24 protein-coding genes are annotated in these 23,372 nt (G+C 69.3%); 9 read left to right on the forward strand and 15 right to left on the reverse strand.

Annotation, left to right across the window (positions count from 1 at the left end; genetic code table 11):
- Nucleotides 1–171 precede the first annotated feature (171 nt).
- From BLS95_RS17460 to BLS95_RS17470, 3 genes are read left to right on the forward strand one after another with little or no spacing between them, the layout of a single operon-like run.
- Complete coding sequence (locus BLS95_RS17460; protein WP_090932423.1) at nt 172–846, forward strand: response regulator transcription factor; 675 nt, start codon at nt 172–174, stop codon at nt 844–846.
- Entirely contained in the window at nt 843–2,255 is a 1,413-nt protein-coding gene (locus BLS95_RS17465) for a sensor histidine kinase (RefSeq protein WP_090932425.1), read from the forward strand. Before BLS95_RS17460 ends, BLS95_RS17465 begins: the two co-directional genes overlap by 4 nt.
- Nucleotides 2,252–2,764 (forward strand): hypothetical protein, encoded by a 513-nt coding sequence (locus BLS95_RS17470; RefSeq protein WP_090932427.1) that lies wholly within the window; start codon nt 2,252–2,254, stop codon nt 2,762–2,764. Before BLS95_RS17465 ends, BLS95_RS17470 begins: the two co-directional genes overlap by 4 nt.
- On the opposite strand, the gene phoH2 is transcribed toward BLS95_RS17470, so the two are convergent.
- The 12 genes from phoH2 to BLS95_RS17535 all read right to left on the reverse strand — a co-directional run bounded on the left by phoH2 (nt 2,754) and on the right by BLS95_RS17535 (nt 14,006).
- A complete protein-coding gene (gene phoH2, locus BLS95_RS17475) occupies nt 2,754–4,073 on the reverse strand; it encodes an RNA 5'-3' helicase PhoH2 (protein WP_281250009.1) in 1,320 nt (439 codons plus the stop codon). The genes BLS95_RS17470 and phoH2 overlap by 11 nt on opposite strands.
- 206 nt (nt 4,074–4,279) lie before the next feature.
- Nucleotides 4,280–5,041, reverse strand: a complete 762-nt coding sequence (locus BLS95_RS17485; RefSeq protein ID WP_090932435.1) for an isoprenyl transferase — start codon at nt 5,039–5,041, stop codon at nt 4,280–4,282.
- 57 nt (nt 5,042–5,098) lie between these two features.
- Complete coding sequence (locus BLS95_RS17490) at nt 5,099–5,575, reverse strand: hypothetical protein (RefSeq protein WP_245765108.1); 477 nt, start codon at nt 5,573–5,575, stop codon at nt 5,099–5,101.
- Between the two features lie 112 nt (nt 5,576–5,687).
- A complete protein-coding gene (locus BLS95_RS17495; RefSeq protein WP_090932440.1) occupies nt 5,688–6,584 on the reverse strand; it encodes a DUF7064 domain-containing protein in 897 nt (298 codons plus the stop codon).
- 30 nt (nt 6,585–6,614) lie between these two features.
- Nucleotides 6,615–7,064, reverse strand: a complete 450-nt coding sequence (locus BLS95_RS17500) for an SCO6045 C-terminal-like domain-containing protein (protein ID WP_218135816.1) — start codon at nt 7,062–7,064, stop codon at nt 6,615–6,617.
- Entirely contained in the window at nt 7,061–7,903 is an 843-nt protein-coding gene (locus tag BLS95_RS17505; RefSeq protein ID WP_090932764.1) for an MbnB/TglH/ChrH family RiPP precursor modification enzyme, read from the reverse strand. The genes BLS95_RS17500 and BLS95_RS17505 overlap by 4 nt, the downstream gene beginning before the upstream one ends.
- 1 nt (nt 7,904) lies before the next feature.
- The gene (locus tag BLS95_RS17510) at nt 7,905–8,867 is read right to left on the reverse strand and encodes a TIGR04222 domain-containing membrane protein (protein WP_090932442.1); all 963 of its coding nucleotides are present in this window, start codon (nt 8,865–8,867) and stop codon (nt 7,905–7,907) included.
- Nucleotides 8,868–9,032: 165 nt separating this feature from the next.
- Entirely contained in the window at nt 9,033–10,826 is a 1,794-nt protein-coding gene (locus BLS95_RS17515) for a phosphoenolpyruvate carboxykinase (GTP) (protein WP_090932444.1), read from the reverse strand.
- 249 nt (nt 10,827–11,075) lie between these two features.
- Entirely contained in the window at nt 11,076–11,597 is a 522-nt protein-coding gene (locus BLS95_RS17520; protein ID WP_090932446.1) for a hypothetical protein, read from the reverse strand.
- 73 nt (nt 11,598–11,670) lie between these two features.
- Complete coding sequence (locus BLS95_RS17525; RefSeq protein ID WP_245765109.1) at nt 11,671–12,855, reverse strand: C40 family peptidase; 1,185 nt, start codon at nt 12,853–12,855, stop codon at nt 11,671–11,673.
- A 122-nt stretch (nt 12,856–12,977) separates the two neighbouring features.
- Nucleotides 12,978–13,478 (reverse strand): transcription elongation factor GreA, encoded by a 501-nt coding sequence (greA, locus tag BLS95_RS17530; protein ID WP_090932450.1) that lies wholly within the window; start codon nt 13,476–13,478, stop codon nt 12,978–12,980.
- A 108-nt stretch (nt 13,479–13,586) separates the two neighbouring features.
- Nucleotides 13,587–14,006, reverse strand: a complete 420-nt coding sequence (locus tag BLS95_RS17535) for a DUF4307 domain-containing protein (RefSeq protein ID WP_090932452.1) — start codon at nt 14,004–14,006, stop codon at nt 13,587–13,589.
- Nucleotides 14,007–14,137: 131 nt separating this feature from the next.
- Between BLS95_RS17535 and mca the strand changes: the two genes are divergently transcribed.
- The 3 genes from mca to BLS95_RS17545 all read left to right on the forward strand — a co-directional run bounded on the left by mca (nt 14,138) and on the right by BLS95_RS17545 (nt 15,630).
- Nucleotides 14,138–15,022 (forward strand): mycothiol conjugate amidase Mca, encoded by an 885-nt coding sequence (mca, locus tag BLS95_RS17540; RefSeq protein WP_090932454.1) that lies wholly within the window; start codon nt 14,138–14,140, stop codon nt 15,020–15,022.
- Nucleotides 15,023–15,164: 142 nt separating this feature from the next.
- The gene (locus BLS95_RS55720; protein WP_176993241.1) at nt 15,165–15,341 is read left to right on the forward strand and encodes a hypothetical protein; all 177 of its coding nucleotides are present in this window, start codon (nt 15,165–15,167) and stop codon (nt 15,339–15,341) included.
- Nucleotides 15,331–15,630 carry a GNAT family N-acetyltransferase gene (locus tag BLS95_RS17545; RefSeq protein WP_090932457.1) on the forward strand — a complete coding sequence of 100 codons (300 nt, stop codon included), beginning with the start codon at nt 15,331–15,333 and terminating at the stop codon, nt 15,628–15,630. Before BLS95_RS55720 ends, BLS95_RS17545 begins: the two co-directional genes overlap by 11 nt.
- On the opposite strand, the gene BLS95_RS17550 is transcribed toward BLS95_RS17545, so the two are convergent.
- The gene (locus BLS95_RS17550; protein ID WP_090932460.1) at nt 15,613–16,767 is read right to left on the reverse strand and encodes a hypothetical protein; all 1,155 of its coding nucleotides are present in this window, start codon (nt 16,765–16,767) and stop codon (nt 15,613–15,615) included. The two genes, BLS95_RS17545 and BLS95_RS17550, sit on opposite strands and share 18 nt — an antisense overlap.
- An 86-nt stretch (nt 16,768–16,853) precedes the next feature.
- Here BLS95_RS17550 and BLS95_RS17555 point away from each other — a divergent pair, with 86 nt between their 5' ends.
- Nucleotides 16,854–18,845 (forward strand): thioredoxin domain-containing protein, encoded by a 1,992-nt coding sequence (locus BLS95_RS17555; RefSeq protein WP_090932462.1) that lies wholly within the window; start codon nt 16,854–16,856, stop codon nt 18,843–18,845.
- 44 nt (nt 18,846–18,889) lie between these two features.
- Here BLS95_RS17555 and BLS95_RS17560 read toward each other — a convergent pair whose 3' ends face one another.
- The gene (locus BLS95_RS17560) at nt 18,890–20,920 is read right to left on the reverse strand and encodes a transglycosylase domain-containing protein (protein WP_090932464.1); all 2,031 of its coding nucleotides are present in this window, start codon (nt 20,918–20,920) and stop codon (nt 18,890–18,892) included.
- Nucleotides 20,921–21,187: 267 nt separating this feature from the next.
- Entirely contained in the window at nt 21,188–21,667 is a 480-nt protein-coding gene (locus tag BLS95_RS17565; protein WP_090932466.1) for an Lrp/AsnC family transcriptional regulator, read from the reverse strand.
- Nucleotides 21,668–21,797: 130 nt separating this feature from the next.
- Between BLS95_RS17565 and hppD the strand changes: the two genes are divergently transcribed.
- Complete coding sequence (hppD, locus tag BLS95_RS17570) at nt 21,798–22,880, forward strand: 4-hydroxyphenylpyruvate dioxygenase (RefSeq protein ID WP_245765110.1); 1,083 nt, start codon at nt 21,798–21,800, stop codon at nt 22,878–22,880.
- Between the two features lie 34 nt (nt 22,881–22,914).
- Entirely contained in the window at nt 22,915–23,358 is a 444-nt protein-coding gene (locus BLS95_RS17575) for an RDD family protein (protein WP_090932469.1), read from the forward strand.
- Nucleotides 23,359–23,372: the final 14 nt, after the last annotated feature.

Below are 23,372 nucleotides of genomic sequence, written 5' to 3' on the forward strand. Positions count from 1 at the left end.
TTCGAACGTTATGTGACATTGATCACACGAGGTGGGCTCCCTCTTCGTGCCCCCGCCGGCCGAAGGGAAGCCCCCTTCAGGCTCCCTTGCGATCTTTGTGACCACATCTGGACCATGTCACAGTTTGGTGACTTAGTTCGGGCAATCAGGACATGGAATAATAATGTGCGCGTGGCTGGCATCCTTCTTGTTGAAGACGACCCCTCGGTCCGTACGGCTCTAGAGCTGGCGCTGACCCGGCAGGGGCATTCAGTCACCTCATATGCGACCGGCGAGGAGGCCCTCGACCACATCCGGGCGCGCCGCCCGGAGATCGCCATCCTGGACGTCATGCTCCCCGGGATCGACGGGGTGGAGGTGTGCCGCCGCGTGCGCAAGCTGGACCAGCTTCCCGTCATCCTGCTCACGGCCCGCGGCGACGACCTGGACGTGGTGGTCGGGCTGGAGGCCGGCGCCGACGACTACGTGGTCAAACCGGTCGAGCCGCGGGTCCTGGACGCGCGCATCCGCGCCGTGCTGCGCCGGGCCGAGTCCGCCGCCTCCGACCGCATCACCTTCGGCGACCTCGTGATCGACCGGGGCGCGCTCAAGGTCACGCTGGCCGGCAAGGAGATCCACCTGACGCCGACCGAGCTGCGGCTGCTACTGGAGCTGGTCCGCCACCCCGGCCAGGTGCTCAACCGCCGCTACCTGCTGCGCGTGGTGTGGGACCACACGCACATCGCGGACTCGCGGCTGGTGGACGCCTGCGTGCAGCGGATCAGGGCCAAGATCGAGCCGCGTCCCGCCGAACCCGTGTTCATCCACACCGTGCGGGGATTCGGCTACCGATTCAGCCCGCCATGATACCGCTGCCCACCGGGTTGCGGGCCCGGCTCGTCTTCACCTTCACCCTCGTCGCCGTGGCCGCCTCGACGCTGGTCGCCACCATCGGCTTCGAGCTGGCGAAGACGGCGCTCGTGACCCGTACCGAGACCTCCTCCCTCAACCTGGTGACCAGGGAGCTGTCCGCCATCAACTTCCCGGTCGGCAGGCTCGCGCCCGGGGAGGCGCCGCCGACGACCAAGGAGCTCCAGCGGGTGGCCAACTCGCTGTACGGGCCGGGCCGCGGGGTGCTCGTCGAATACCACGAACTGCTCGCCAGCGACGGCCCGATGACGATGAGCGACGTGCCCAACGAGCTGTACGGCCGGGCCAAGCAGAGCGTCGTCACCCAGCGCAAGATCATCCGAAACGAGCTCTGGCTCATCGTCGGCACCGAGGTCTACCGGAAGTCCGGCGCCGTGGCCGAGGCCACGGGACTGCGGGCGTTCGTCTTCTTCCCGATGCGCGACGACGAGCAGCAGCTCGCCACGCTCAGGAGCAGGTTCGTCCAGGGCGGCGTGGCGATCGTCCTGATCGCCCTGGTCGTGGCGCTGCTGTCGGCCCGCCGGGTGCTGCTGCCGGTCAGACGGCTGAGCGCGGCCGCGCAGGCGCTCGGCCAGGGCAGGCTCGACACCCGCCTGCCCGTCCACGGCCAGGACGAGCTGGCCGAACTGACCGCCAGGTTCAACGACGCGGCGGCGGCGCTGGAGCTGAGCGTGTCCGAGCTGCGCTCGCTGGAGGCCATGTCACGCAGGTTCGTGGCCGACGTCTCGCACGAGCTGCGTACGCCGCTGACCGCGATGACGGCCGTGGCCGACATGCTCTACGAGGAGGCCAACCGGCTGCCCGAAGCGCCCGCGGAGGCCGTACGGCTGGTGCTGCGCGAGATCGTCCGCCTGCGCGAGCTGGTCGAGCACCTCATCGAGATCAGCCGTTTCGACGCGGGCACGGCCACGCTCAACATGGAGCCGGTGAACGTGGCCGATGCCATCCAGGACTGCCTGGAGGTCCGCGGCTGGAGTGACGAGGTGACCGTGCACGCCTCCCAGGGCCTGACCGCCAACCTGGACCCGAGGAGGTTCGACGTGATCGTGGCCAACCTCGTCGGCAACGCCCTCAAGCACGGCAGTCCCCCGGTGCTGGTCAACGCCAGGGGCACGGAGAACGGACTGGAGGTCAAGGTGCGCGACCACGGCAAGGGCATCCCGCGCGACGCGCTGGCGCACGTCTTCGACCGCTTCTTCAAGGCCGGCGCGGGCCGGGCCCGCAGCCAGGGCAGCGGGCTGGGCCTGGCCATCGCCAGGGCCAACGTCCACCTGCACGGCGGCACGATCTCCGTACGGCAGCAGAACCCCGGCACCCTGTTCACCGTCTGGCTGCCGCACTCATGAGAACCGTCCGCGCCCTGGCGATCGTTGCCCTGCTGGCCGTGGCGGGCTGCGGCATCTCGCCCACCGACGTACAGGACCGGAACAACGCCCCCACGATCACGATCCCGCCGCCGTCGAAGACCTTCTTCCTGATCAAGAACGGCAGGCTCTCCCTGGAGCCGGCCGACGTCGAGAACGACACCGTGGGCAGCCTGCTGGGAGCGCTGTTCGCGGCCTCGGCGCAGCCGCTCGGCGACCGGGACACCGCGTTGCGCGGCTTCACGTACATCGGGATCAAGGACTCGGTCAACCCGGTGACGCGCGACGAGATCCCGCTCCCGCGTACGTTGACGCTGACCGTCTACCTCAGGGGTGAGGGCACCCTGAGCAAGCTCGCCAAGGCCCAGATCGTCTGCACGGCTCAGCAGGACGTGGTGTTCGAGCAGGTCGAGATCGTCCGGGAGAACGAGGGCCGCCCCTCCGAGTCGGAGGGGCGGTTCACCTGTGGCGAGCTCAAACCTACATCGTGATGTCCTCCAGCATCTCCGTCACGAGGGCGGCGATCGGGGAGCGCTCGGAGCGGGTCAGCGTGACGTGCGCGAAGAGGGGGTGACCCTTCAGCTTCTCCACCACCGCCACCACGCCGTCATGCCGGCCGACCCGCAGGTTGTCGCGCTGTGCCACGTCGTGGGTGAGCACGACCCGGGAGTTGGCCCCGATCCGGCTCAGCACGGTCAGCAGCACGCCGCGCTCCAGCGACTGCGCCTCGTCCACGATCACGAAGGCGTCGTGCAGCGATCGGCCGCGGATGTGCGTCAGCGGGAGCACCTCCAGCATGCCCCGGTCGAGCACCTCCTCGATCACCTCGGGTGAGGTGATCGCGCCCAGCGTGTCGTAGACCGCCTGCGCCCACGGGCCCATCTTCTCGCCCTCGGTGCCCGGCAGGTAGCCGAGCTCCTGGCCACCCACGGCGTAGATGGGGCGGAAGACGATGACCTTGCGGTGCTGGCGGCGCTCCAGGACGGCCTCCAGGCCCGCGCACAGCGCCAGCGCCGACTTGCCGGTGCCGGCCCTGCCCCCGAGCGAGACGATGCCGATCTCTGGGTCCATGAGCAGGTCGAGCGCGATGCGCTGCTCCGCGGAGCGGCCGTGCAGCCCGAACACCTCACGGTCGCCGCGGACCAGCCGCACCGACTTGTCGGGCTGCACCCTGCCGAGCGCCGAGCCCTTGGCCGACAGCAGCCGCAGACCAGTGTGCGCCGGCAGGTCCCTGGCCTCCTCGAAATCAGCGGTGCCCTGGTCGAAGAGCGTCTCGACGTCCTCGGCGGTCACCTGCACCTCTGCCATCCCCGTCCAGCCGGACTCATCGACCAGCTCGGCGCGGTATTCCTCCGCGGTCAGGCCGATCGAGGCCGCCTTGACGCGCAACGGCAGGTCCTTGGACACCAGGACGACGTCGCACCCCTCGGCGGCCAGCGAGCGGGCCACGCTGAGGATGCGGGTGTCGTTGTCACCCAGGCGGAAACCCACAGGCAGGATGGACGGATCGCTGTGATTGAGCTCAACCCTGATCGTGCCATCCCCCGTCGGCATCTGCTCGTCCAGTCTGCCGTACTGGATGCGCAGGTCGTCGAGGTAGCGCAGGGCCTTCCTCGCGAAGTAACCGAGCTCGGGATGGTGCCGCTTTCCTTCCAACTCCGTGATGACCACGATGGGAAGGACGACGTCGTGCTCAGCGAATCTCGTCATGGCCGCCGGGTCGGCGAGCAGGACGGAGGTGTCCAGCACGTACGTTCGCTTGGTCGGCTTGGTCGAAGGGTTGCTCGAGGACACTGCCACACGTTCTCCCCCGGGTGCCCGATGGTGCGGCACCCTGCAGACGAGGCGGGAATCGGACCGGACCCGCGTCCCCGACCACGAACTGCCGGCGGTGCCGGGGACCGGCCCCCCTCGGCAGGTCTTGGTGCAAGGGCGGACCCTTTCCGAAATGTCCACCCTGTGGGCGGACATTTCCAACGTTACGTCCTGAATACCCAGATGTCGCGTCAGGAACCGTAACGTCGGTGTCTCGCAGCGTAGTCACGCAGCGCTCGAAGGAAGTCCACCCTGCGGAAGTCCGGCCAGTAGGCCTCGTGGAAGTAGAACTCGGAATGAGCGCTCTGCCACAGCATGAAACCCGACAAGCGCTGCTCGCCCGAGGTCCGGATGAGAAGATCCGGGTCAGGCTGGCCGCGAGTATAGAGATGCTCCGCGATGTGCTCGACATCGAGCACCTCAACGAGGTCCTCGATGCTGGCCCCCATGCTCGCTTGCTCTTGAAGCAGTGAGCGCACCGCATCGGCAATCTCACGCCTTCCTCCATACCCAACTGCAACGTTCACAATCAGGCCAGGACGGTGTGATGAAGCTTCCTTTGCGTTTTTAAGGACATTCGCCGTTCTATCCGGCAGTAGATCAAGCGCGCCGACCGGGCTGATCCGCCAGCCCTCGGCCACCAGCTCCTGCGTCACGTCCTCGATGATGCGCAGCAGCGGCTCCAGCTCCTCGCGCGGGCGGTTGAGGTTGTCGTTGGACAACATCCAGACCGTCACGACCTCGACGCCGGTCTCGCGGCACCAGCTGAGCAGCTCGGAGATCTTGTCCGCGCCTTTGCGGTGCCCGGAGGCCACGTCGCGCATGCCCATGGCGCGCGCCCAGCGGCGATTGCCGTCGATGATGACCCCGACATGCCGGGGGATGCTGTCCTTCGACAGCTTGGCCTCCAGCCGGTGCTCGTACAGCCGGTAGACCAGATCGCGCAGGCCCACGAAGCGCCTCCCCACAGCGGTGCTGTGCCTTTGGTCGAATGACCCAATAGGCAATTATCACCGCGATTCGCCCGTGCCTGCTCCCTCTCCCGGATTCCTGGCCAGTTCTCTACCTTCCAGACACCCCTCGGCCTCGTGTACGAGACCTCGCATGAACATGGACAACTCCGCCGACGTCAGCACCGCCCGCATGCCCACGCCCGTACTGCCCCACGCCTCCACATAGGCCCGCCTGATCAGCCGCCACCGGCGGGAACCCGGCTGCCAGACGGGGATGGTCCGCAACTGGCAGCGCAGCTCGCCCCCGCCCACCAGCCCGGTCCGCGTGCGGTAGCGGAACGAGAACAGCTCGCCGTCCGGCTCCTCGTCGGGGAACCTGTCGTCGGGATCGGTCCATCGCCTGGCCGCTCCCCGGCCCTGGCGAGCCTCGTCGACGCCGCGCGCCAGGCGGGCCAGCAGCCAGCCGCACCGCTCCCCGACGCTCCCGTACGGGGTGCCGTCGCGGTGCAGCTCAAGGGTTATCTCGTAGGGCATGCCGACACTGTCCGTGCACGCGACAGGCGTGACGGTCAGACAAGACCCATCGACACAACGTAGCTGCCCCACTTTCCACACCGTTTCCGGACCTAAAGTGGGTTAAACACCCCTATGTCGGGGGTCGCCAGCCGTGTTCTTGCCAGCCGGGGGGCTGGTGCCATTCGGTCCAGCCGTACCCCGTGCGCCCGTCCTCGGCCTCGAACCGGCACATCGCCCTGGGGAACTCGGCCACCGCGCCCTCGGCGGACGTCAGCGTCACGGGGGCGAAGGCGAGCGGCCGCACCCGCGTGGCGAGCCCGGGGAAGCGCAGCACCGTCTCGACCGGGCGGTCCCCGTCGAACTCGGTCGCCGCCGAGAAGTCCGCGACGTGCTCCAGCTCACCGCCCGGCGGCACCCGGAACGCGGGCCAGGGCAGGGCCACCCCCAGGTTGGCCTGCATGCCGTGCAGCTGCGTGCCGTCCGCCAGCCGGCCGCTGCTCCACAGCCAGGAGATCGACCACCAGTCGCGTACGCCCCAGCTGTGGTCGCGCTCGCCGTGCCCGTGGAAGGCCCCGCGGAAGCCCAGGCCCTCGATCGTGCCGTTGACCTCGCAGGGGACCTCGTAACGCGGGGTCAGGGCGTAGCCGTAGACGCCGCCGCTCGTACGCCATTCGAGGTCCAGCGACAGGCCGGCGGAGGACAGGCGCACGCGCGCCGAACCGAACGGCTCGGGCGTGTGGCAGGAGGCCGTGTAGCCGTCGCCCGCCACCACCAGGCCGGGGCCGGGCAGCGGGGCCTCGTGGTCGATCACCTCGGCCCGGCGGCCGTCCCCGGTCACCAGGCAGGCCCAGTACCAGGCCCGCTTCCAGTTCGGATAGAGGCCGAGCCGGACGTAGCCGCCCAGCTCGCCGTCCTCGGACACGAAGTCGAAGTAGTGGGACTCGTTCCACAACGGCTCGCCGCCGGGCTTGTGCGCCTGCTCGTCCTCCTGGCTCAGTGGCCAGTCACCCATGTTGACGATCCGCATCCTGCCTCCCAAGCGCTTGCTACGATCAGCTTAGGGCAGGAAGCGGGACCACCAGCGGGGCCTGCGGGGCGGATCCGGCAGGCGTCCGCGCTCGCGCAACCAGGCGGCGAAGTCGTCGGCGTCGGTGCGGTAGCCGGGCGCCGGGGCGGTGCGGGCCCGGGCGTAGGCGGCGAACTCCGCGGCCAGGTCGGCGCCCGCCGCGGCGGCGACGTCCGGGCGGATCCTGGCCACTATGCCGCGCCGCTTGGAGACCAGGCTCGCCGCCTGCGCCCTCATCCGCTCGGGATCGAACCCCGCCGGCGGCTCGGCTCCCCCGACCAGGGCGGCGACCACCCGCCCCTGCGCCTCGGCCAGCCACCGCTGGGCCACGGCCAGCTCCACCGCCTCGTCCGCCGCCTGGTCCGTAGCCGCCTCCCCTGTCCTGTCCGGCCCCTCGTCCGCCGTCCTCTGCGGTGCCTCGTCGGACGTCCTCCGGGTCACCGGGGGATCTCCGCTCCCACCCGGTGCATCGCGGCCCGGATCCGTGACAGCTCGGTCGCCAGAGCGGCGTCGCTCGGGTACTCGTCGTCCCACTCCAGCAGCACGCCCGAAGGACTGACCCGGGCGCACAGCTCGCTGAGCACGTCGAGGACCGCCTGCGGCGCCGCGGTGGTGTGCGTGTCGTGCCAGATGCCGTGGTGCTCGTATCCTCCGGCCACGTGCACGTACGCCAGGTGCTCCAGCGGCAGCGTGTCGAGCGCCGCCACCGCCGACAGGCCCAGGTTGAACTGGTTGGTGTAGAGGTTGGCCACGTCGATCAGCAACATGACCCCCGTACGCTCCACCAGCTCGGCGAGGAACTCGGCCTCGGTCAGCTCGTCGTCCGGCCAGCCGAAGATGGCGGCGACGTTCTCCAGGGCCAGCGGGACGGGCAGGGAGTCCTGCGCCCGGCGTACGTTCTCCGTGATGACCCGCAGCGACCAGCGCGTGCGGGGCACCGGCAGCAGGTGCCCCGCCTCCATGCCGCCGCCCCTGACGAACGCCAGGTGCTCGCTGACCAGCGGCGAGTCCAGCGCCTGCGCGCAGGCGGCCAGGTGGGCGAGCCGGTCCGCCGAGGGCCGCTCGGCGCCCCCGACCCCGAGCGACACCCCGTGCGGAACCACCGGCAGCCCCCGGGCACGCAGCACCCGTAAGGACTCGGGCAAGTCGGCGGGCCTGACGTTCTCGGCGACCACCTCAAGGAAGTCGACCCCGGCCATGCGCTCGATCGTCAGGTCGAGCTCGGCCCGCCAGCCGATGCCCACCCCGAGATCCGGCAGGTCACGCTTGGAACCCGACATGTCAGCCTCCACCGCCGCCACACCCGCCTCCACCGCCGCACGAGCTCGACCCGCCGCCGCACGAGGACAGACCGCCCTCGTACCTGCTCGACGTGCCGGCGCAGCTGTAGGAGGTCACACCGGCACCGCAGGAGGACGAGCTGCTCCCAGAGGACGAGCCGCCCCTGGAGTACGCGGACCGCCGCCGGCTCGGACTAGCGGGAGCGCCGACCCCGAGAAGTTCGGCCCGCAGGCCCGGATTGCGCAGCTCGTCCAGCCCGTAGAGGGCCATGGCCACCGGAAGGTCGGCGTCGCCCCGGAGGGTCGCCCGCCTGGCCGCGTCCAGCACCTCCTGACCCAGCGGTGTCAGCGGCCCCCGCCCGGCACGACGGTTCCACCAGGCCCCCACCGCGGTGGTCACCATCGTGCCCACGAAGACGAGCATGGCCGGCAGCAGCAGCAGGCGCTCGCCGCCCAACACGAGCAGCACCACGGAGCCGGCCGCCCCGGCGAATGACGCGATCGCCAGCGCCCCCAGCCAGGTGCCCAGCCGCTCGGCCCGGGCGAGGGCGCCGTCCGCCGGGATCATGCCGGTCCTCGCGAGATACTGCTCGATCGTCTCCACGGCCAGGCTCCTGGCGACCATGCGCCTGAGCGAGCCCGCCGCCATGCCGGAGTGGGTGGCGACCGTGCCCAGCACCGTCTCCTCGACGGGCTCGCGCGACCTCCTGGCCCCCTCGACGTGGTGCACGCGGCCCCCGCGTGCCACCCGGATGTCCCCAGAGTTCGCCAGCAACCCCACCGCTGTGTCCGCCACCCGGTCCGCACCGCCCGCCAGATAGGCCAGCTCGTAGCGGCCGGGGGCGCGAAGGCGGGAGTGTCGCGTGACCGCGCGGGTGGCGGCGTGCTCGCGTTTGATCGCTCGTGCGGTGACGGCGGCCCCCGCCGCCAGGACCACTGAAAGAATCAGCAGGAACAGGTCCATGAAACGGCCTCCCCTCGTGCGGTCGTTCAGGCTGGATGCCGGAATGACGCCTTGAGGGAGAGCGTAAATAGTCCGTTACCCGGACAGCGGGTTTCGCTCGATTAGCTCACGCACAAGTCATGTTCCCTGTGCGGTACGGCGCTGTACCGCACAGGGGTCCTCCGCTCAGCCGAGGCGGTCGACCAGGGCGTTGTACTCCTCCCACAGCCGCTTCGGCAGGTGGGAGCCGAACTTCTCGAAGTGGGCCGGGATCAGCGCGGCCTCCTCGCGCCACACCTCGCGGTCCACGCTGAGCAGCGTGCGCAGGTCCTCGTCGGACAGGTCGAGCCCCTCGGTGTCGAGGTCGTCCGGCAGCAGGCCGATCGGCGAGGGCACGGCCTTGGCGGTCCCGTTGAGCCGCTCGACGATCCACTTGAGCACGCGGCTGTTCTCGCCGAAGCCGGGCCAGATGAACTGGCCGTCGGCGTTCTTGCGGAACCAGTTGACGTAGTAGATGCGGGGCAGCCGGGCACCCTCGCGGCGGCCGATGTCGAGCCAGTGGCCGAAGTAGTCGCCCATGTTGTAGCCGCAGAACGGCAGCATGGCGAACGGGTCGTGGCGCAGCTCGCCCACCTTGCCCTCGGCGGCGGCGGTCTTCTCGGAGGCGACGTTGGCTCCGAGAAAGACGCCGTGCTCCCAGCTCAGCGACTCCGTCACCAGAGGTACGGCGGTCGCGCGGCGGCCGCCGAACAAGATCGCTGAGATGGGCACGCCCTTGGGGTCCTGCCACTCGGGTGCGATGGTGGGGCACTGGGCGGCGGGTGTGGTGAAGCGGGCGTTCGGGTGGGCGGCCGGCTCGTCGCTGTCAGGCGTCCACGAGCGGCCCTTCCAGTCGGTCAGGTGGGCCGGCGGCTCCTCGGTCAGCCCCTCCCACCACACGTCGCCGTCGTCGGTCAGGGCGACGTTGGTGAAGATGCTGTTGCCCCAGAGAGTTTTGATCGCGTTGGCGTTGGTCACCTGGCCGGTGCCGGGCGCGACGCCGAAGAAGCCGGCCTCCGGGTTGATCGCGTAGAGGCGGCCGTCGTCGCCGAAGCGCATCCAGGCGATGTCGTCGCCGATGGTCTCGACCTTCCAGCCCGGGATCGTGGGCTGGAGCATCGCCAGGTTGGTCTTCCCGCAGGCGCTCGGGAAGGCCGCGGCGACGTAACGGGTCTCGCCGTCCGGCGGGGTGAGCTTGAGGATCAGCATGTGCTCGGCCATCCAGCCCTCGTCGCGGGCCATGACGCTGGCGATGCGCAGGGCGTAGCACTTCTTGCCGAGCAGCGCGTTGCCGCCGTAGCCCGAGCCGTAGGACCAGATCTCGCGGGTCTCGGGGAAGTGGCTGATGTACTTGGTCGAGCTGCACGGCCAGGCCACGTCGTCCTGGCCGGGCTCCAGCGGCGCCCCGACGGAGTGCACGGCCTTGACGAACTCTCCGCGCTCCTCGATGAGGCGCAGTGCCCGGTCGCCCATCCGCGTCATGACGCGCATGGACACGGCCACGTACGCCGAGTCGGTGATCTCGACGCCGAGCTGCGAGATCTCGCCGCCCAGCGGGCCCATGCAGAACGGCACGACGTACATCGTGCGGCCGCGCATACAGCCCTTGAACAGCTCGCCGAAGGTCTGGCGCATCTCGACCGGCGGGATCCAGTTGTTGGTGGGCCCGGCGTCCTCCTGGCGCTCCGAGCAGATGAACGTACGGTCCTCGACCCTGGCCACGTCGCTGGGATCGGACTTCGCGTAGAAGCTGTTGGGCCGGGCGGCCAGGCGCGTGAGCGTGCCCTGCTCCACGAGGAGGTTGGTCAGACGCGTCCACTCCTCCTCCGACCCGTCGCACCACTCGATCCGGTCAGGCTGGGTCAGGGCTGCGATCTCCTTCACCCACGCAGCCAATTCTCTATTGCTGGTCGGCGCGGGGACTTCCACGGAAACGGACACGACTGCGACTCCTCCACTCTCTCAGGGCCCAGTCATCATTAACGACGAAGCGGCGTGAAAGCCAATTGGCATAGACCTGTTGGCATGGCCGTCGCCGCAGGCAGCGGCCCTGACGATTGGGGGAGCCTACCCAAGCCGAGCGGTTTTAAAAGAATGAATTCCGCGCAGTGGTCCAGTCCAATACCGCTGGTCTAAACCAATTTCCCCAGTGGTTTAGTCCATTCGTCGCGCCGTTTCCGCTGCGTGGTCTCAGGAATGGACGTCGGGGCCCTCCGAGCGGACTCTGTCGACGTGCTGGAGAGCATCCCGCAGGTCGGCGAGCCACGTGTCGGTGTTCTTCCCGACGAGGCGGACGCACCAGGCGAGGGCGTCGCTGCGACTCCTGGCCACGCCGGCGGCCACGAGCGTGTCGAGGACCTGGCGCTCCGCCTGCCGCAGCCGGGTCATCACGGGCACGGAGAGTGTGGTGAACATCACAGTATGGCCACCACAGACGACACCCCACGACACCTTCTGCCGGAACTTGTGCTCGGCCTCCCTGGCGATCTCGATGCGCCGCTCGCGCGTCTCCTCCCTGAACCGCCGGGCCAGCCCTTCGACCATGGCGGCCCGCTCGGCCTCCGGGACGTCCTCCGACAGGTCGGGCAGCGTGCCGAGCACCGCGATCTCCTCGCGGTCCCTGACGATCTCCGGCGCGCCGGTGAACCACCCCTCGGGCAGCCGGCCGGCGAACCACCCATGCACCTGTGCCGTCGTATCATCTATTGCCATGTAATTATGATTACACGGTTGCGCGCCCAATGCACTCTCCAGATCAGTGCGCTGTGCGCGAAAAGCCGGCCGGTCAGCGGACTCGGGCGGCGGCTATCGGGCTCACCCGGACGACTCCGGCCAGATTGCGGGTGTAGACCGAGGAGATTTTGACCACGTCTCCGGTACGTGGGGCCTGGATCATTTTCCCGTTGCCCCAGTAAATCGCCACGTGCGAGATGTAATCCGGATTTGTCGGGTCAAGGCGCCAGAAGATCAGATCGCCGGGCTGGGCGTGCGCCAGGTCGACCTGCGGGCCGGTCACCCACTGCTGGTGCGTCACCCGGGGCATCCGCACCCCGGCCTGGGCGTAAGCCCACTGGACCAGCCCCGAGCAGTCGAAGGTGTCGGGGCCCTCGGCGCCCCACACGTACGGTCTGCCGAGCTTGGAGGCGGCGGCCTTGAGCGCGGTCGTGATCTGCTCGGCCGTCATGAACGAGCCCGAGGGCCAGTTCTGCGTGGCCTTCTGGGCGGGCGGCAGCACCGGGTTGATCGTGGCCACCTGCGTGCCCTTGGGCAGGTTCTTCAGGATGAGCCCGCGCAGCTTCGCGGAGTCGGTCTTGGGGGCGCTGATGATGAGCGCGTTGTCGTGCGGCAGGCCCAGCCTGCGGCCGACGTCCCTGGACACCAGGGCGTCCACGGCGCCGAACCCGGTGGTGGCGTACGCGCCGATCCGCAGCGGCCCGGCCGGGCCGTTCACCTGCCGGTGCAGGCTCAGCCCGCCGTCGTTGCCCAGCACGAACGAGACCGCCACGTCACCGGCCGCGACGTTGTGCCACAGCGCGTCGGACGAGGCGGTCACCTTGGGTGTGAAGGCGCGGAAGGTGGAGGGATTGACGGCCAGCGTCTGCACCCGCTTGCCGTCGAGCGTGATGGACGCGGCGTCGGCCAGCTCCAGCGCCCGCACGCCGCGGAGCTTGGCGACCTTCTGTAAGAGCTCGTTGGTGAACGGCCTGGTCGTGAGCACGAACAGGTTGGGCTTGTGCAACTGGCCCAGCGGCGCCACCGGCTGGAGGGTCGCGCCCGGCTGCTGGACGGCTCCGGCAGGTTGCTGGACGGTCCCGGCCGGCTGCTGCTGCCGCTGGTCCGCCATCAGCGTCTGGCGGGTCACCGGCTGATCGCCGCGCCCCGCCACCGGCAGCGCCCCCTTCTCCACCTCCGCCAGCAGCAGCACGTCCGCGGTCAGCACCGCGACCAGCAGCACCACGATGAACGGCACCAGCTTGTACGTGTTACGCCGCTTACGAGACTGGACGAGGAAGCTCAGGTCCTGCCGGATTCCGGACCCATGCGAAAAATCCGCCGGGCCGACGTGGGCCCGGCGGTCGTGGTCCAGGGGGCTCAGTTCCCGATGTACGGGACTGCCTCGAGGATCTCGACGGTGTTCTGGCGCCCGTTCGGCAGGGAGTAGGTCGCCTTCTCCCCGATCTTCTTCCCGTTGATCGCCGACCCGAGGGGGGACTTCGGCGAGTAGACGTCGATGGGGGCGCCGCTCTCCTCACGGGAGGCGAGCAGGAAGGTGACCTCGTCGTCGTCGCCGACGAACCGGATCGTCACTGTCATGCCGGGACCCACCACACCCTCGGCCTTGGGTGCCTCTCCCACCTGGGCGTTGTCGAGGATCTGCCGAAGGTGGAAGATGCGGGCTTCCATCTTGCCCTGCTCGTCCTTGGCGGCGTGGTATCCGCCGTTTTCACGCAGGTCGCCCTCTTCGCGGGCGGCCTCGATCTTCTTGGCGATGTCGACGCGCCCGGGGCCAGAGAGATACTCGTACTCCGCCTTCAGACGGTCGTACGCCTCCTGCGTCAGCCATGTGACGTTCTCATCACGAGAGTCGGCCACGGGTTCTCCTTGCTTGCCTAGGGGGCCCTGTGATCACTTGGGGTTGCGCCAGGTTGAATTGCGAAAGGCTAACAAGTTAACCGCTCCAACGCTTCCCCAAATGTCTCACTATACGAGATTGCAGTACTGGACGTGGACGGAAGTGGCCTCGCCACTCGTGTCGAGGCTTTCCTTGAGCTGCTTACTACCCTCACCTGGCGGGATTCTTACTTCCTTGCTGCCCACTTCCGCGTGATTGACGTCGAGCGCCCTGATCCGGCAGACGGCCACCCTATCGTCCGGCTTGTACACCTCGAAAGTGATCTCAGCCTGGCTCGGGCTGTTCACCTGGAACGTCACTACCTGTGACGGCACCTCCGCGCCGCCCGCCGTCATCGACCACATCACGTAGCCCCAGCCGCCGGCGATGATGGCCACCAGCACGCCGATCACGACGTGCACGACCAGCCGACCACCTCGCCTGGGACGGTCGGGGAAGTCGTCGGGTGTGCCGAGAACGGGCCCGTTCTCGGCATCTCTGGTGACCATGGCGGAATCTCCCTGCACTCCCTCGGCGTTATCCGAGACAATTGTCGCTCGCGGGGGGAGTGCCCTCGCGACCGCCCAGCAGAAACTAACCTCTCTGGGCGACTGACTGGTCCAATGAGGAGAGCTCTCCCGTGAGTGCACCGCTGAGACTGATGGCCGTCCACGCCCATCCCGATGACGAGTCGAGCAAGGGCGCCGCCACAATGGCGCGCTACGTGCGCGAAGGCGTGGAAGTGCTGGTGTGTACGTGTACGGGCGGTGAACGCGGATCAGTGCTCAACCCCAAGATGGACCGGCCTGAGATCGTCGCCAACATCGGCGAGGTGCGCAGGGCCGAGATGTCGCGGGCGCGCGAGATCCTCGGCGTCGAGCAGCGTTTCCTGGGATTCGTCGACTCCGGCCTGCCGGAGAGCGAGGAGGAGGAGCTGCCCGAGGGCTGCTTCGCCGTGCAGAAGCTCGAGGACGCCGCTGCGCCGCTGGTGGCGGCCGTACGCGAGTTCAGGCCGCACGTCATCATCACCTACGACGACGACGGCGGCTACCCGCACCCCGACCACATCATGACCAACAAGGTCTCCGTGGAGGCCTTCGAGGCGGCCGGCGACCCCGACCGCTACCCGGGCACCGGCGACCCCTGGCAGCCGCTGAAGCTCTACTACCACATGGGCTTCACCAAGGAGCGTTTCGAAGCCCTCCACGAGGCCATGAACTCGCGCGGCCTCGGCTCCCCCTACTCCGACTGGATCGCCCGCTGGGAGGACCGACCCGCCAAGTGGCCGGTGACCACGCGGGTGCCCTGCGGCGACTACTTCCAGATCCGCGACGACGCGCTGCTCGCCCACGCCACCCAGGTGGACCCGGAGGGCTTCTGGTTCGTCTGCCCGCGCGAGCTGCAGCAGGAGATCTGGCCGACGGAGGACTACCACCTGGCGCGCTCGCTGGTGGACACCGAGCTGCCGGAGGACGACCTGTTCACCGGCATCCACGCCGAGGACGTCTCACCGGCCTGTCACTGACGGCGGGGCCTTTGCCCGCCGCTGACCCGGACCCGCCTCACCCGCCGCCGGCAGGGATCGCGTTTACCCGCCGATGGCAGGACCGCTCCCACCCCCACCTGCCACTGGCAGGACCACCACCCCCTGGTGGCAGACTGGAGGGGTGACAGTTCTAGCAGCGGGTGAAGTCAGTCCGGGTCTGCTCGGCTTCGTGGTGGTGGCCCTGCTGGGCCTGGCGCTGTTCGTCCTGATCAAGTCGATGAACAAGCAGATGTCGAAGATTCAGGTGCCGCACGAAAGCGACCAGGACAACAAGAAGGCTGATGTAGATGCCGATTGAAATAGTCGACAACTCGACCGAAAACCGCTTCGAGATCCTCGTCGACGGCAAGGTCGCCGGGTTCGCCGACTATCGCCTGTTGCCCACCAAGATCGCTTTCACGCACACCGAGGTGCTGCCCGCGTACGAAGGGCAGGGCCTGGCGAGCCGGTTGGTCGAATACGCGCTCCAGGCCAGCGACGACACCGGGCTGGGCGTCGTGCCGCTCTGCCCCTACGTGAAGAAGTACATCGAGCGGCACCCCGAGTTCCAGCACCTGGTGGACGACTCCTCAGTCCGCGGGAGTTGACCAGGCGCGTTCGAGCGCCTTCGGCAGCCCCCACCAGCCCAGCGGGGTGAGCACCTCGTCCCCGTCCACGATGCCGAGATGGCCCCACAGGCTCACCACCGGCGTGAACAGCCCTTCCGTGGCGACCAGGTCGTCGGTGTCCGACTCGTCGACGTAGATGTCCTCCGACTCGGCGATCAGCCGGGCCATGCGCTCCGGCGAGGCCAGCACCCCGGGTCCCAGCCGGGCCAGCGCCGTCACCCCGGCCAGCCAGTCGGCGTACTGGATCGCGCAGAGGTTGGCCAGCGTCGCGTCCTCCACGCTCAGCTCCCCGTCGAGGTCGGTGAACTCCTCCAGCAGGTCGCCGTCCTCCGACAGGTCCGAGACGGGCCCCGCCACGCCCGCCGCCACCGCCAGCCACAACTCCTGGTCGTCGTCGGGGAGCGGCCGGTCCTCGAAGCCTGCGCAGGCCCGCAGCACGTTGCCGGGGTAGTCGGGCAGGGCGAGCAGCTCGCGCAGGCGCGTGGCGGCCACCTCAAGCTCGCCCAGGGGCAGGTCGGGCTGCTTGGGCAGGCCCGCGATGATGCGCCGCAGCTCCGAGAGCGCGAACGCCTCCTCCTCGTCCCAGGCCGCGAACGGCTCCTCGTCCTGCTCGTCGGTGACCGCGAAGCGGGGCACCCTGCCGTCCGGCAGCGGCATGGAGAGCCAGCGCTCCTGCAACTCCTCGTACGCGCTGCGGGCGGCGGCGTCCCCGGTCACCAGCGCGTCGGGGTCGATCTCCCCGGCCCGGACGCGCTCCTCCAGGTAGGCGACCAGCCGCCCGAACATCTCGGCGGCCACGGGCCCGCGCTCGTCCTCCTCCGGCCAGACGAAGTAGCTGGGTGTCAGCAGGATCGGCTCGGTGCCGGTGGACTCGATCCAGCGCTGCACGTCGCCGACCGTGGCCAGGCCCGCCTCGATCAGGCCGAGCGTCGCCTTGGCCGAGTCCCAGAACGCCGGGGAGAGCGGGTTGCCCGCCGCGATCATCGCCCGCCGCAGGTCGGGCAGCGCCACGAGCGCCACCCCCGACGGCACGGCCAGCAGAGCGCGTGCCACGTCCCTGCGCGTGAGCGCGGTCGCCGGGCGTCCGGCATGAGTGCAGACGAAGTCCCTATCCACGGTACGTAACCTACGCCGTCCGGCGTCGGCGAGTCAGCCGCGGCCCGCCCGTGCCCCGGCGGTCTAGGGTGAAAGGGGAGGTCCCGATGAACCGCTTGAAAGACGCCACGAGCCCCTATCTGCTGCAGCACGCGGCAAATCCGGTCGACTGGCACCCGTGGGGCGAGGAGGCGTTCGCGGAGGCCCGCCGGCGTGACGTACCGCTCCTGATCAGCGTGGGCTACTCGGCGTGTCACTGGTGCCACGTCATGGCCCACGAGAGCTTCGAGGACGCCGAGACCGCGCGGCTCATGAACGAGCACTTCGTCAACGTGAAGGTCGACCGCGAGGAGCGGCCCGACGTGGACGCCGTCTACATGGGCGCCACGCAGGCCATGACGCGGCAGGGCGGCTGGCCGATGACGGTGTTCGCGACGCCCGAGGGCCATCCGTTCTTCTGCGGCACCTACTTCCCGCGCCCGCACTTCCAGCGCCTGCTCAGCGAGGTCCACAAGGTGTGGACGGGCGACCGGGAGTCCGTGGTGCGGCAGGGCGCCGAGGTGGTGAAGGCGCTCAACGCCGCCACCACGCTGCCCGCCGGGGCTCTGCCGGACGCGGACACCCTGGCGACGGCCGTGCGGAATCTGCGGAGCTCCTACGACGCGGCCAACGGCGGGTTCGGCGGGGCGCCCAAGTTCCCGCCGTCCATGGTGCTGGAGTTCCTGCTGCGTTCCGGCGAGCGCGAGATGAGCGGGCACACGCTGGCGGCGATGGCCCGCGGCGGCATGTACGACCAGCTCGGCGGCGGGTTCGCCCGCTACAGCGTGGACGCGGAATGGGTCGTGCCGCACTTCGAGAAGATGCTCTACGACAACGCCCTGCTGCTGCGCGTCTACACGCACTGGTGGAAGGCCGGCGGCGGCGACCTGGCGCGGCGGGTCGCCCTGGAGACGGCCGACTGGCTGCTGCGGGAGATGCGCACGCCCGAGGGCGGGTTCGCCTCGGCGCTCGACGCCGACAGCGAGGGCGTGGAGGGCAAGTTCTACGTCTGGACGCCCGAGGAGCTGGACCGGGTGCTCGGCCCGGACGACGGGCGGTGGGCGGCGGAGCTGTTCGAGGTGACCGGCACCTTCGAGCACGGCACGTCCGTGCTCCAGCTCCCGCGCGACCCCGACGACCCCGAGCGCTACCGCGCCGTACGCGAGCGCCTGCTCGCCGCCAGGGAGCGCCGTGTACGCCCGGGACGCGACGACAAGGTCGTGGCCTCCTGGACCGGGCTGGCCATCGCCGCGCTGGCGGAGACCGGCGTGGTGTTCGAGCGGCCCGACCTGGTGGCGGCGGCCACGGCGGCGGCCGAGCTGCTCGCGGACACCCATCTGGCGGACGGCAGGCTGCTGCGCACCTCGCGGGACGGCCGGGCGGGCCCGAACGCCGGGGTGCTCGACGACTACGCCAACGTGGCCGAGGGACTGATCTCCCTCTACGGCGTCACCGGCGAGGCCGGCTGGCTGCGGCTGGCGGGCACGCTGCTGGACGCCGTGCTCGACCGGTTCGCCGACGGGGCGGGGGGCTTCTACGACACGGCCGACGACGCCGAGCGGCTCTTCCAGCGGCCCCAGGACGCCACGGACAACGCCACCCCCTCCGGCCAGTACGCGGCCGCGGGCGCGCTGCTCTCCTACGGTGCGCTGACCGGCTCGGCACGCCACCGGGAGGCCGCCCACGCCGCGCTCGGCACGGTGTCCGTGCTGGCCACCGGGCATGCCCGGTTCGCGGGCTGGGGCCTGGCGGTGGCGCGGGCGGCGCTGGCGGGGCCGGTCGAGGTGGCCGTCGTGGGCCCGGCCGGCGACGCGCGCACGACCGAGCTGCACCGGACCGCGCTGCTGGCCGACGTGCCCGGCCTGGTGGTGGCGCTCGACTCGGGGGACGGCCACGCGCCGCGCACCGGTGATCCCCTGGTGCCAGGGGAGGCGTTCCCGAGCCTGCTCGAAGGACGCGGCCTGGTCGGCGGGGCGCCCGCCGCCTACGTGTGCCGGAACTTCGCCTGCCGCATGCCCGTCACCACCGCCGAGGAGCTGAGGGCCGAACTGGCCGGGTGACCCCGGACAGGACCACGCGGAAACGGCCGCTCATTCAGGCGCCGTCACTCGAACCCGGAGCGGCCGGTGCCGTCACTGCCGCGGCCGCCCCGGGCCGGCCCCTGGTCGGGCCCCCGGCCGGAGTCCGAGGGCGGCGGCTGCTGCTGGTCGGGGACCTCCACCATCGGCTGCTCGCTCTCCTGCGGCCGGTCCTCGGACCGGTCATCAGGCCGGCCGGAGTTCGGCACGTCCGTCGAGGGCTGGTCGGTGTACGGAGGCTCGGTGACGTCGGGCTCCTGCGTCCCCCAGTCGTCCGGGTACGCCGACGGCGACTGCTCCACGTCGGCCACGTCCCGGTCCCGCTCCGGCGAGGAGTAGCCGCTGTCGTAGCCGTAGTACTCGGACGGCTCGGGGAACTCCTCGACCGGCTTGCCCGCCATCGCCTCGGTCATGAACTCCCGCCAGATCTCCGCGGGCAACTGGCCGCCGAACTGCGTGCCGTACCCGGGGATCGTGACCGTCGCGTTGTCGTCGCGGAACATGTCCACCGCCACCGCGAGCTGCGGTGTGAACCCGTTGAACCAGACCGACGCCGACTCGTCCGTGGTGCCCGTCTTGCCGGCCACCGGCCGGTCGTAGAGCCGGGCGGCGGTGCCGGTGCCGTATTTGACGACCTGCTCCATCGCGTAGGTGGTGTCCGCGGCGGCCTGCTCGTTGACCACCCGCGTGGAGGCCGGGTCGACCACCTGCTTGCGACCGGCGCCGTCAGTGACCGAGCGCACCACGTGGGCCTCCATGTGCACGCCCTTGTTGGCGAAGGTGGCGAAGCCGGAGGCGTTCTGGACGGCGCTGACGGAGGCCACGCCGAGCGGGAAGGAGGCGGCGTTCTGGTGCTGCTGGAGCTGGCCGGCGGGGATGCCGGCGGCCTCGGCGGTCTCGGCGACCTTGTCCAGGCCGACCTTCTGACCGAGGTCCACGAAGGCGGTGTTGACGGAGTTCTCGGTGGCCGTGACCAGGTCGATCTCGCCGTACGAGCGGTCGCTGTCGTTGGGGATGGGCTTGTCCGCCGAGGCGACCTTCAGCGGCGAGTTGCCGTTCACCCGGGTGGACAGGTCGAAGCCGTTGTTGAGCGCCGCGGCCAGCGTGTACGGCTTGAATGTCGACCCGGCCTGGACCTTGGCCGAGAACGCGCTGTCGTAGTAGGCCGACTGCGAGGGACGGCCCCCGTAGAAGGCCACGACCTCGCCGGTGGCGGGATCGACGGCCGCCAGCCCGGTGCGTACCTTCTCCGGCGTGGACTTCGGCAGCACGTCCTTGACGGCCCGCGCGGCGGCGTCCATGAGCTTCTTGTCGAACGTGGTGACGACCTTGAGCCCGCCGCCGTTGATGTCCTCGTCGCTGTAACCGCGCCGGTTGAGCTCGGCGGTCACCTGCTCCAGCATGTAGCGCGACTGGCCCTTGAGCTCGAACGGCTTCTTCGGCGTCTTGAGCTCGGGGAAGTGCTGGGCCGCCACCTGCGCGGGGGTCAGCGCGCCGGTCTGCCCCATGGCGTTGATCACCGCCTGCCAGCGGTATTGGACCGCCGCCAGGTCCGAGCCCTTGGGGTCGGCGAACCGGCTCGGCTGCTGGATCACCGAGGCCAGGTAGGCGCCCTCGGCCACGGTCAGGTCTCCGATGTCCTTGCCGAAGTAGGCGCGGGCGGCGGACTGGACGCCGTTGGCGCCGCGGCCGAAGTAGATCGTGTTGAGGTACTGCTCCAGCACCCAGTCCTTCGACTTGGACTGGTCGACCTTCATCGAGATGAGGATCTCCTTGAACTTGCGGGTGATGGAACGTTCCTGGCTCAGGCCGCTGTAGTAGTTGCGCACGAGTTGCTGGGTGATCGTGGAGCCACCCTGGAGCTGCTGGCCGGTGATGGTCGACCACAGGGCCCGCGCGGTGCCCTTGAGTGAGACGCCGGCGTCCTGGTAGAAGGAGCGGTTCTCGGCCGCGATGACGGCGTCGCGCACGTGCTTGGGCACCTGGGACAGCGCCACGTTCTTGCGGTCGACGCCCTTGCGCGCCAGCACGGTCTTGCCGTCCCGGTAATAGATCACCGAGCCTTGTGCGGTCGCCTGTTTCTGGGTCGTGTCAGGAATAGGAGTGATGGCCCATGCGATGGCGAAAAGCCCGACCAGTACCAGGATCCCGGCACCAAAAGAAATCAGTAGAAGTCGAAGTATTCGCCGTTTTCGCACCATGTTTGCACCACCGATCCGCACCCTCGACCCCCTAGCCAAGCGTCGCCCAACCCCCGCAAGCTGGGCGAATGCCAAGGGTAAACGATCGACAATGGTGCCTCGTCCCTCAGGCGATAGTACGGCTTAGCGCGTCCCCCGACGTGGTACATCGGCCACCAATGGCAACACACGGTAGGGAACCGGAGTGTCGAGGGCGATGATCGAATTTGTCCTGCGCACACCCGGAACTTCGACGATCTGGTCAATAACCCGTTGCAGATCGGCATTTGTGCGAGCCACCACCCGGCAGAGCAGATCGCTGTCGCCGGTGATCGTGTGCACCTCCAGCACCTCGGGAATGAGGGCCAGCCGATCGGCCACCGGGTCGTGCCCGGCGACCTGCCTGATCTCCAGGGTGACGAACGCGGTGACGTCGTAGCCGAGCGCCTCCGGCGACACGTCGGGGCCGAACCCGGTGACCACTCCCCGGTCGAGCAGCCGGTCGAGCCTGGCTTGGACCGTGCCACGGGCCACGCCGAGCCGGCGCGAGCATTCGAGCACACCCAGCCTGGGCTCGGCGGTCAGGAGGGCGATGAGCCGGGCGTCCAGGTCGTCGATCGTCATGCTGTACAGATTTACCCGAGATTTCGCTGATCAGCTAGGCAATATGTCTACTCAGCCAGGTAGCTGTTGCGCAACTCGTCCAGATAAATCGAGAGTTGGTGCTATGAGTGATGTCTTTCCAGTCAATGGCATGGACGCCGTGGTGTTCGCCGTGGGCAACGCCAGGCAGGCAGCGCACTACTACTCGACCGCGTTCGGCATGCGGCTGGTGGCCTATCGCGGTCCCGAGACCGGCACCCGCGACGAGGTCGGATATGTCCTCACGTCGGGCAGTGCCACCTTCGAGTTCCGGGCCTCGGTCCGCCCGGGCACCGAGCTGGCCCGGCATGTCGCCGAGCACGGTGACGGGGTGATCGACCTGGCCATCCAGGTGCCCGACGTGGAGGCGGCCCACTCCCACGCCGTCGCGCACGGGGCGCGGGAGCTGGCGGAGCCGTACACGCTGGAGGACGAGCACGGCAAGGTGCAGCTCGCGGCCATCGCCACCTACGGCCAGACGCGGCACACGCTGGTCGACAGGACCAACTACCACGGCCCCTACCTGCCCGGTTACGTGGCCGCGGAGCCGCTGGTGGCGCCGCCCGCGACGCGGACCGGACGGCTGTTCCAGGCCATCGACCACTGCGTCGGCAACGTCGAGCTGGGCAGGATGGACGAGTGGGTGAAGTTCTACCGGGACGTGATGGGCTTCACGAACATGGCGGAGTTCATCGGCGACGACATCGCGACCGAGTACTCGGCGCTCATGTCCAAGGTCGTGGCCGACGGGACGCGCAAGGTCAAGTTCCCGCTCAACGAGCCGGCCGTCAGCCGCAGGAAGTCGCAGATCGACGAATACCTGGAGTTCTACGGCGGTCCGGGGGTCCAGCACATAGCGCTGGCCACCAACGACATCCTCACGACGGTCGACCACATGCGGGCGGCCGGGGTGCGGTTCCTGGACACGCCCGACTCGTACTATGACGACCCCGAGCTGCGGGAGCGCATCGGCGAGGTGCGGGCGCCGATCGAGGAGCTGAAGAGGCGCAAGATCCTGGTGGACCGGGACGAGGACGGCTACCTGCTGCAGATCTTCACCCAGCCGGTGCAGGACCGGCCGACGGTCTTCTTCGAGCTGATCGAGCGGCACGGCTCGCTCGGGTTCGGCAAGGGCAACTTCAAGGCGCTGTTCGAGGCGATCGAGCGGGAGCAGGAACGCAGGGGCAACCTTTAGTTTGTCGTTACCAGGCGGTGGTGATCAGGATTTCATGGGATCGCCGCCACCGGGGCTGGCGGGGCGCTGGCGGCGGTTGTTCGCCGGCGCTCTCGACTGGCTCATCATCAACCTGCTCTCCACACCCTTCGGCTGGACGACCTGGCAGGCCGCCTGGGACACCGGCAGAGGCTTCTGGGACGGCTACACGGTGCAGCACGTCTTCACGGCCGGGCTGGTGGGATTCCTGTACTTCTGGCTGCTGCACTCCTTCTGGAACGGCCAGACGCCGGGCAAGAAGGTGTTCGGCATTAGAGTGGTGCAGGACAACGGGGCGAAAATAGAGGCGGGGCAGACCGCGGTCAGGCAGGCCGTGGCCAGCGTGTTCCAGTGGCTGTGCGGTTTCGGCCTCCTGCTGGACGTCGGGTGGATGATCTTCGACCCCCGCAAACAGTGCCTGCACGACAAGGCGGCCAGGACGGTCGTCGTCTACGCCTGACCCAGCGTAATATC

Origin of the sequence: Nonomuraea jiangxiensis (genome assembly GCF_900099965.1) — a bacterium.
In the GTDB taxonomy this organism is placed as follows: Bacteria; Actinomycetota; Actinomycetes; order Streptosporangiales; family Streptosporangiaceae; genus Nonomuraea; species Nonomuraea jiangxiensis.

Bases quoted from the DNA above. Each gene is read 5' to 3' on its own strand.
- BLS95_RS17465 (WP_090932425.1), top strand. From the start codon at position 843: ATGATACCGCTGCCCACCGGGTTGCGGGCCCGGCTCGTCTTCACCTTC.
- BLS95_RS17470 (WP_090932427.1), top strand. From the start codon at position 2,252: ATGAGAACCGTCCGCGCCCTGGCGATCGTTGCCCTGCTGGCCGTGGCG.
- BLS95_RS17490 (WP_245765108.1), bottom strand. From the start codon at position 5,575: ATGCCCTACGAGATAACCCTTGAGCTGCACCGCGACGGCACCCCGTAC.
- BLS95_RS17495 (WP_090932440.1), bottom strand. From the start codon at position 6,584: ATGCGGATCGTCAACATGGGTGACTGGCCACTGAGCCAGGAGGACGAG.
- BLS95_RS17505 (WP_090932764.1), bottom strand. From the start codon at position 7,903: ATGTCGGGTTCCAAGCGTGACCTGCCGGATCTCGGGGTGGGCATCGGC.
- BLS95_RS17510 (WP_090932442.1), bottom strand. From the start codon at position 8,867: ATGGACCTGTTCCTGCTGATTCTTTCAGTGGTCCTGGCGGCGGGGGCC.
- BLS95_RS17520 (WP_090932446.1), bottom strand. From the start codon at position 11,597: ATGGCAATAGATGATACGACGGCACAGGTGCATGGGTGGTTCGCCGGC.
- BLS95_RS17535 (WP_090932452.1), bottom strand. From the start codon at position 14,006: ATGGTCACCAGAGATGCCGAGAACGGGCCCGTTCTCGGCACACCCGAC.
- BLS95_RS17545 (WP_090932457.1), top strand. From the start codon at position 15,331: ATGCCGATTGAAATAGTCGACAACTCGACCGAAAACCGCTTCGAGATC.
- BLS95_RS17555 (WP_090932462.1), top strand. From the start codon at position 16,854: ATGAACCGCTTGAAAGACGCCACGAGCCCCTATCTGCTGCAGCACGCG.
- BLS95_RS17565 (WP_090932466.1), bottom strand. From the start codon at position 21,667: ATGACGATCGACGACCTGGACGCCCGGCTCATCGCCCTCCTGACCGCC.
- hppD (WP_245765110.1), top strand. From the start codon at position 21,798: ATGGACGCCGTGGTGTTCGCCGTGGGCAACGCCAGGCAGGCAGCGCAC.
- BLS95_RS17575 (WP_090932469.1), top strand. From the start codon at position 22,915: ATGGGATCGCCGCCACCGGGGCTGGCGGGGCGCTGGCGGCGGTTGTTC.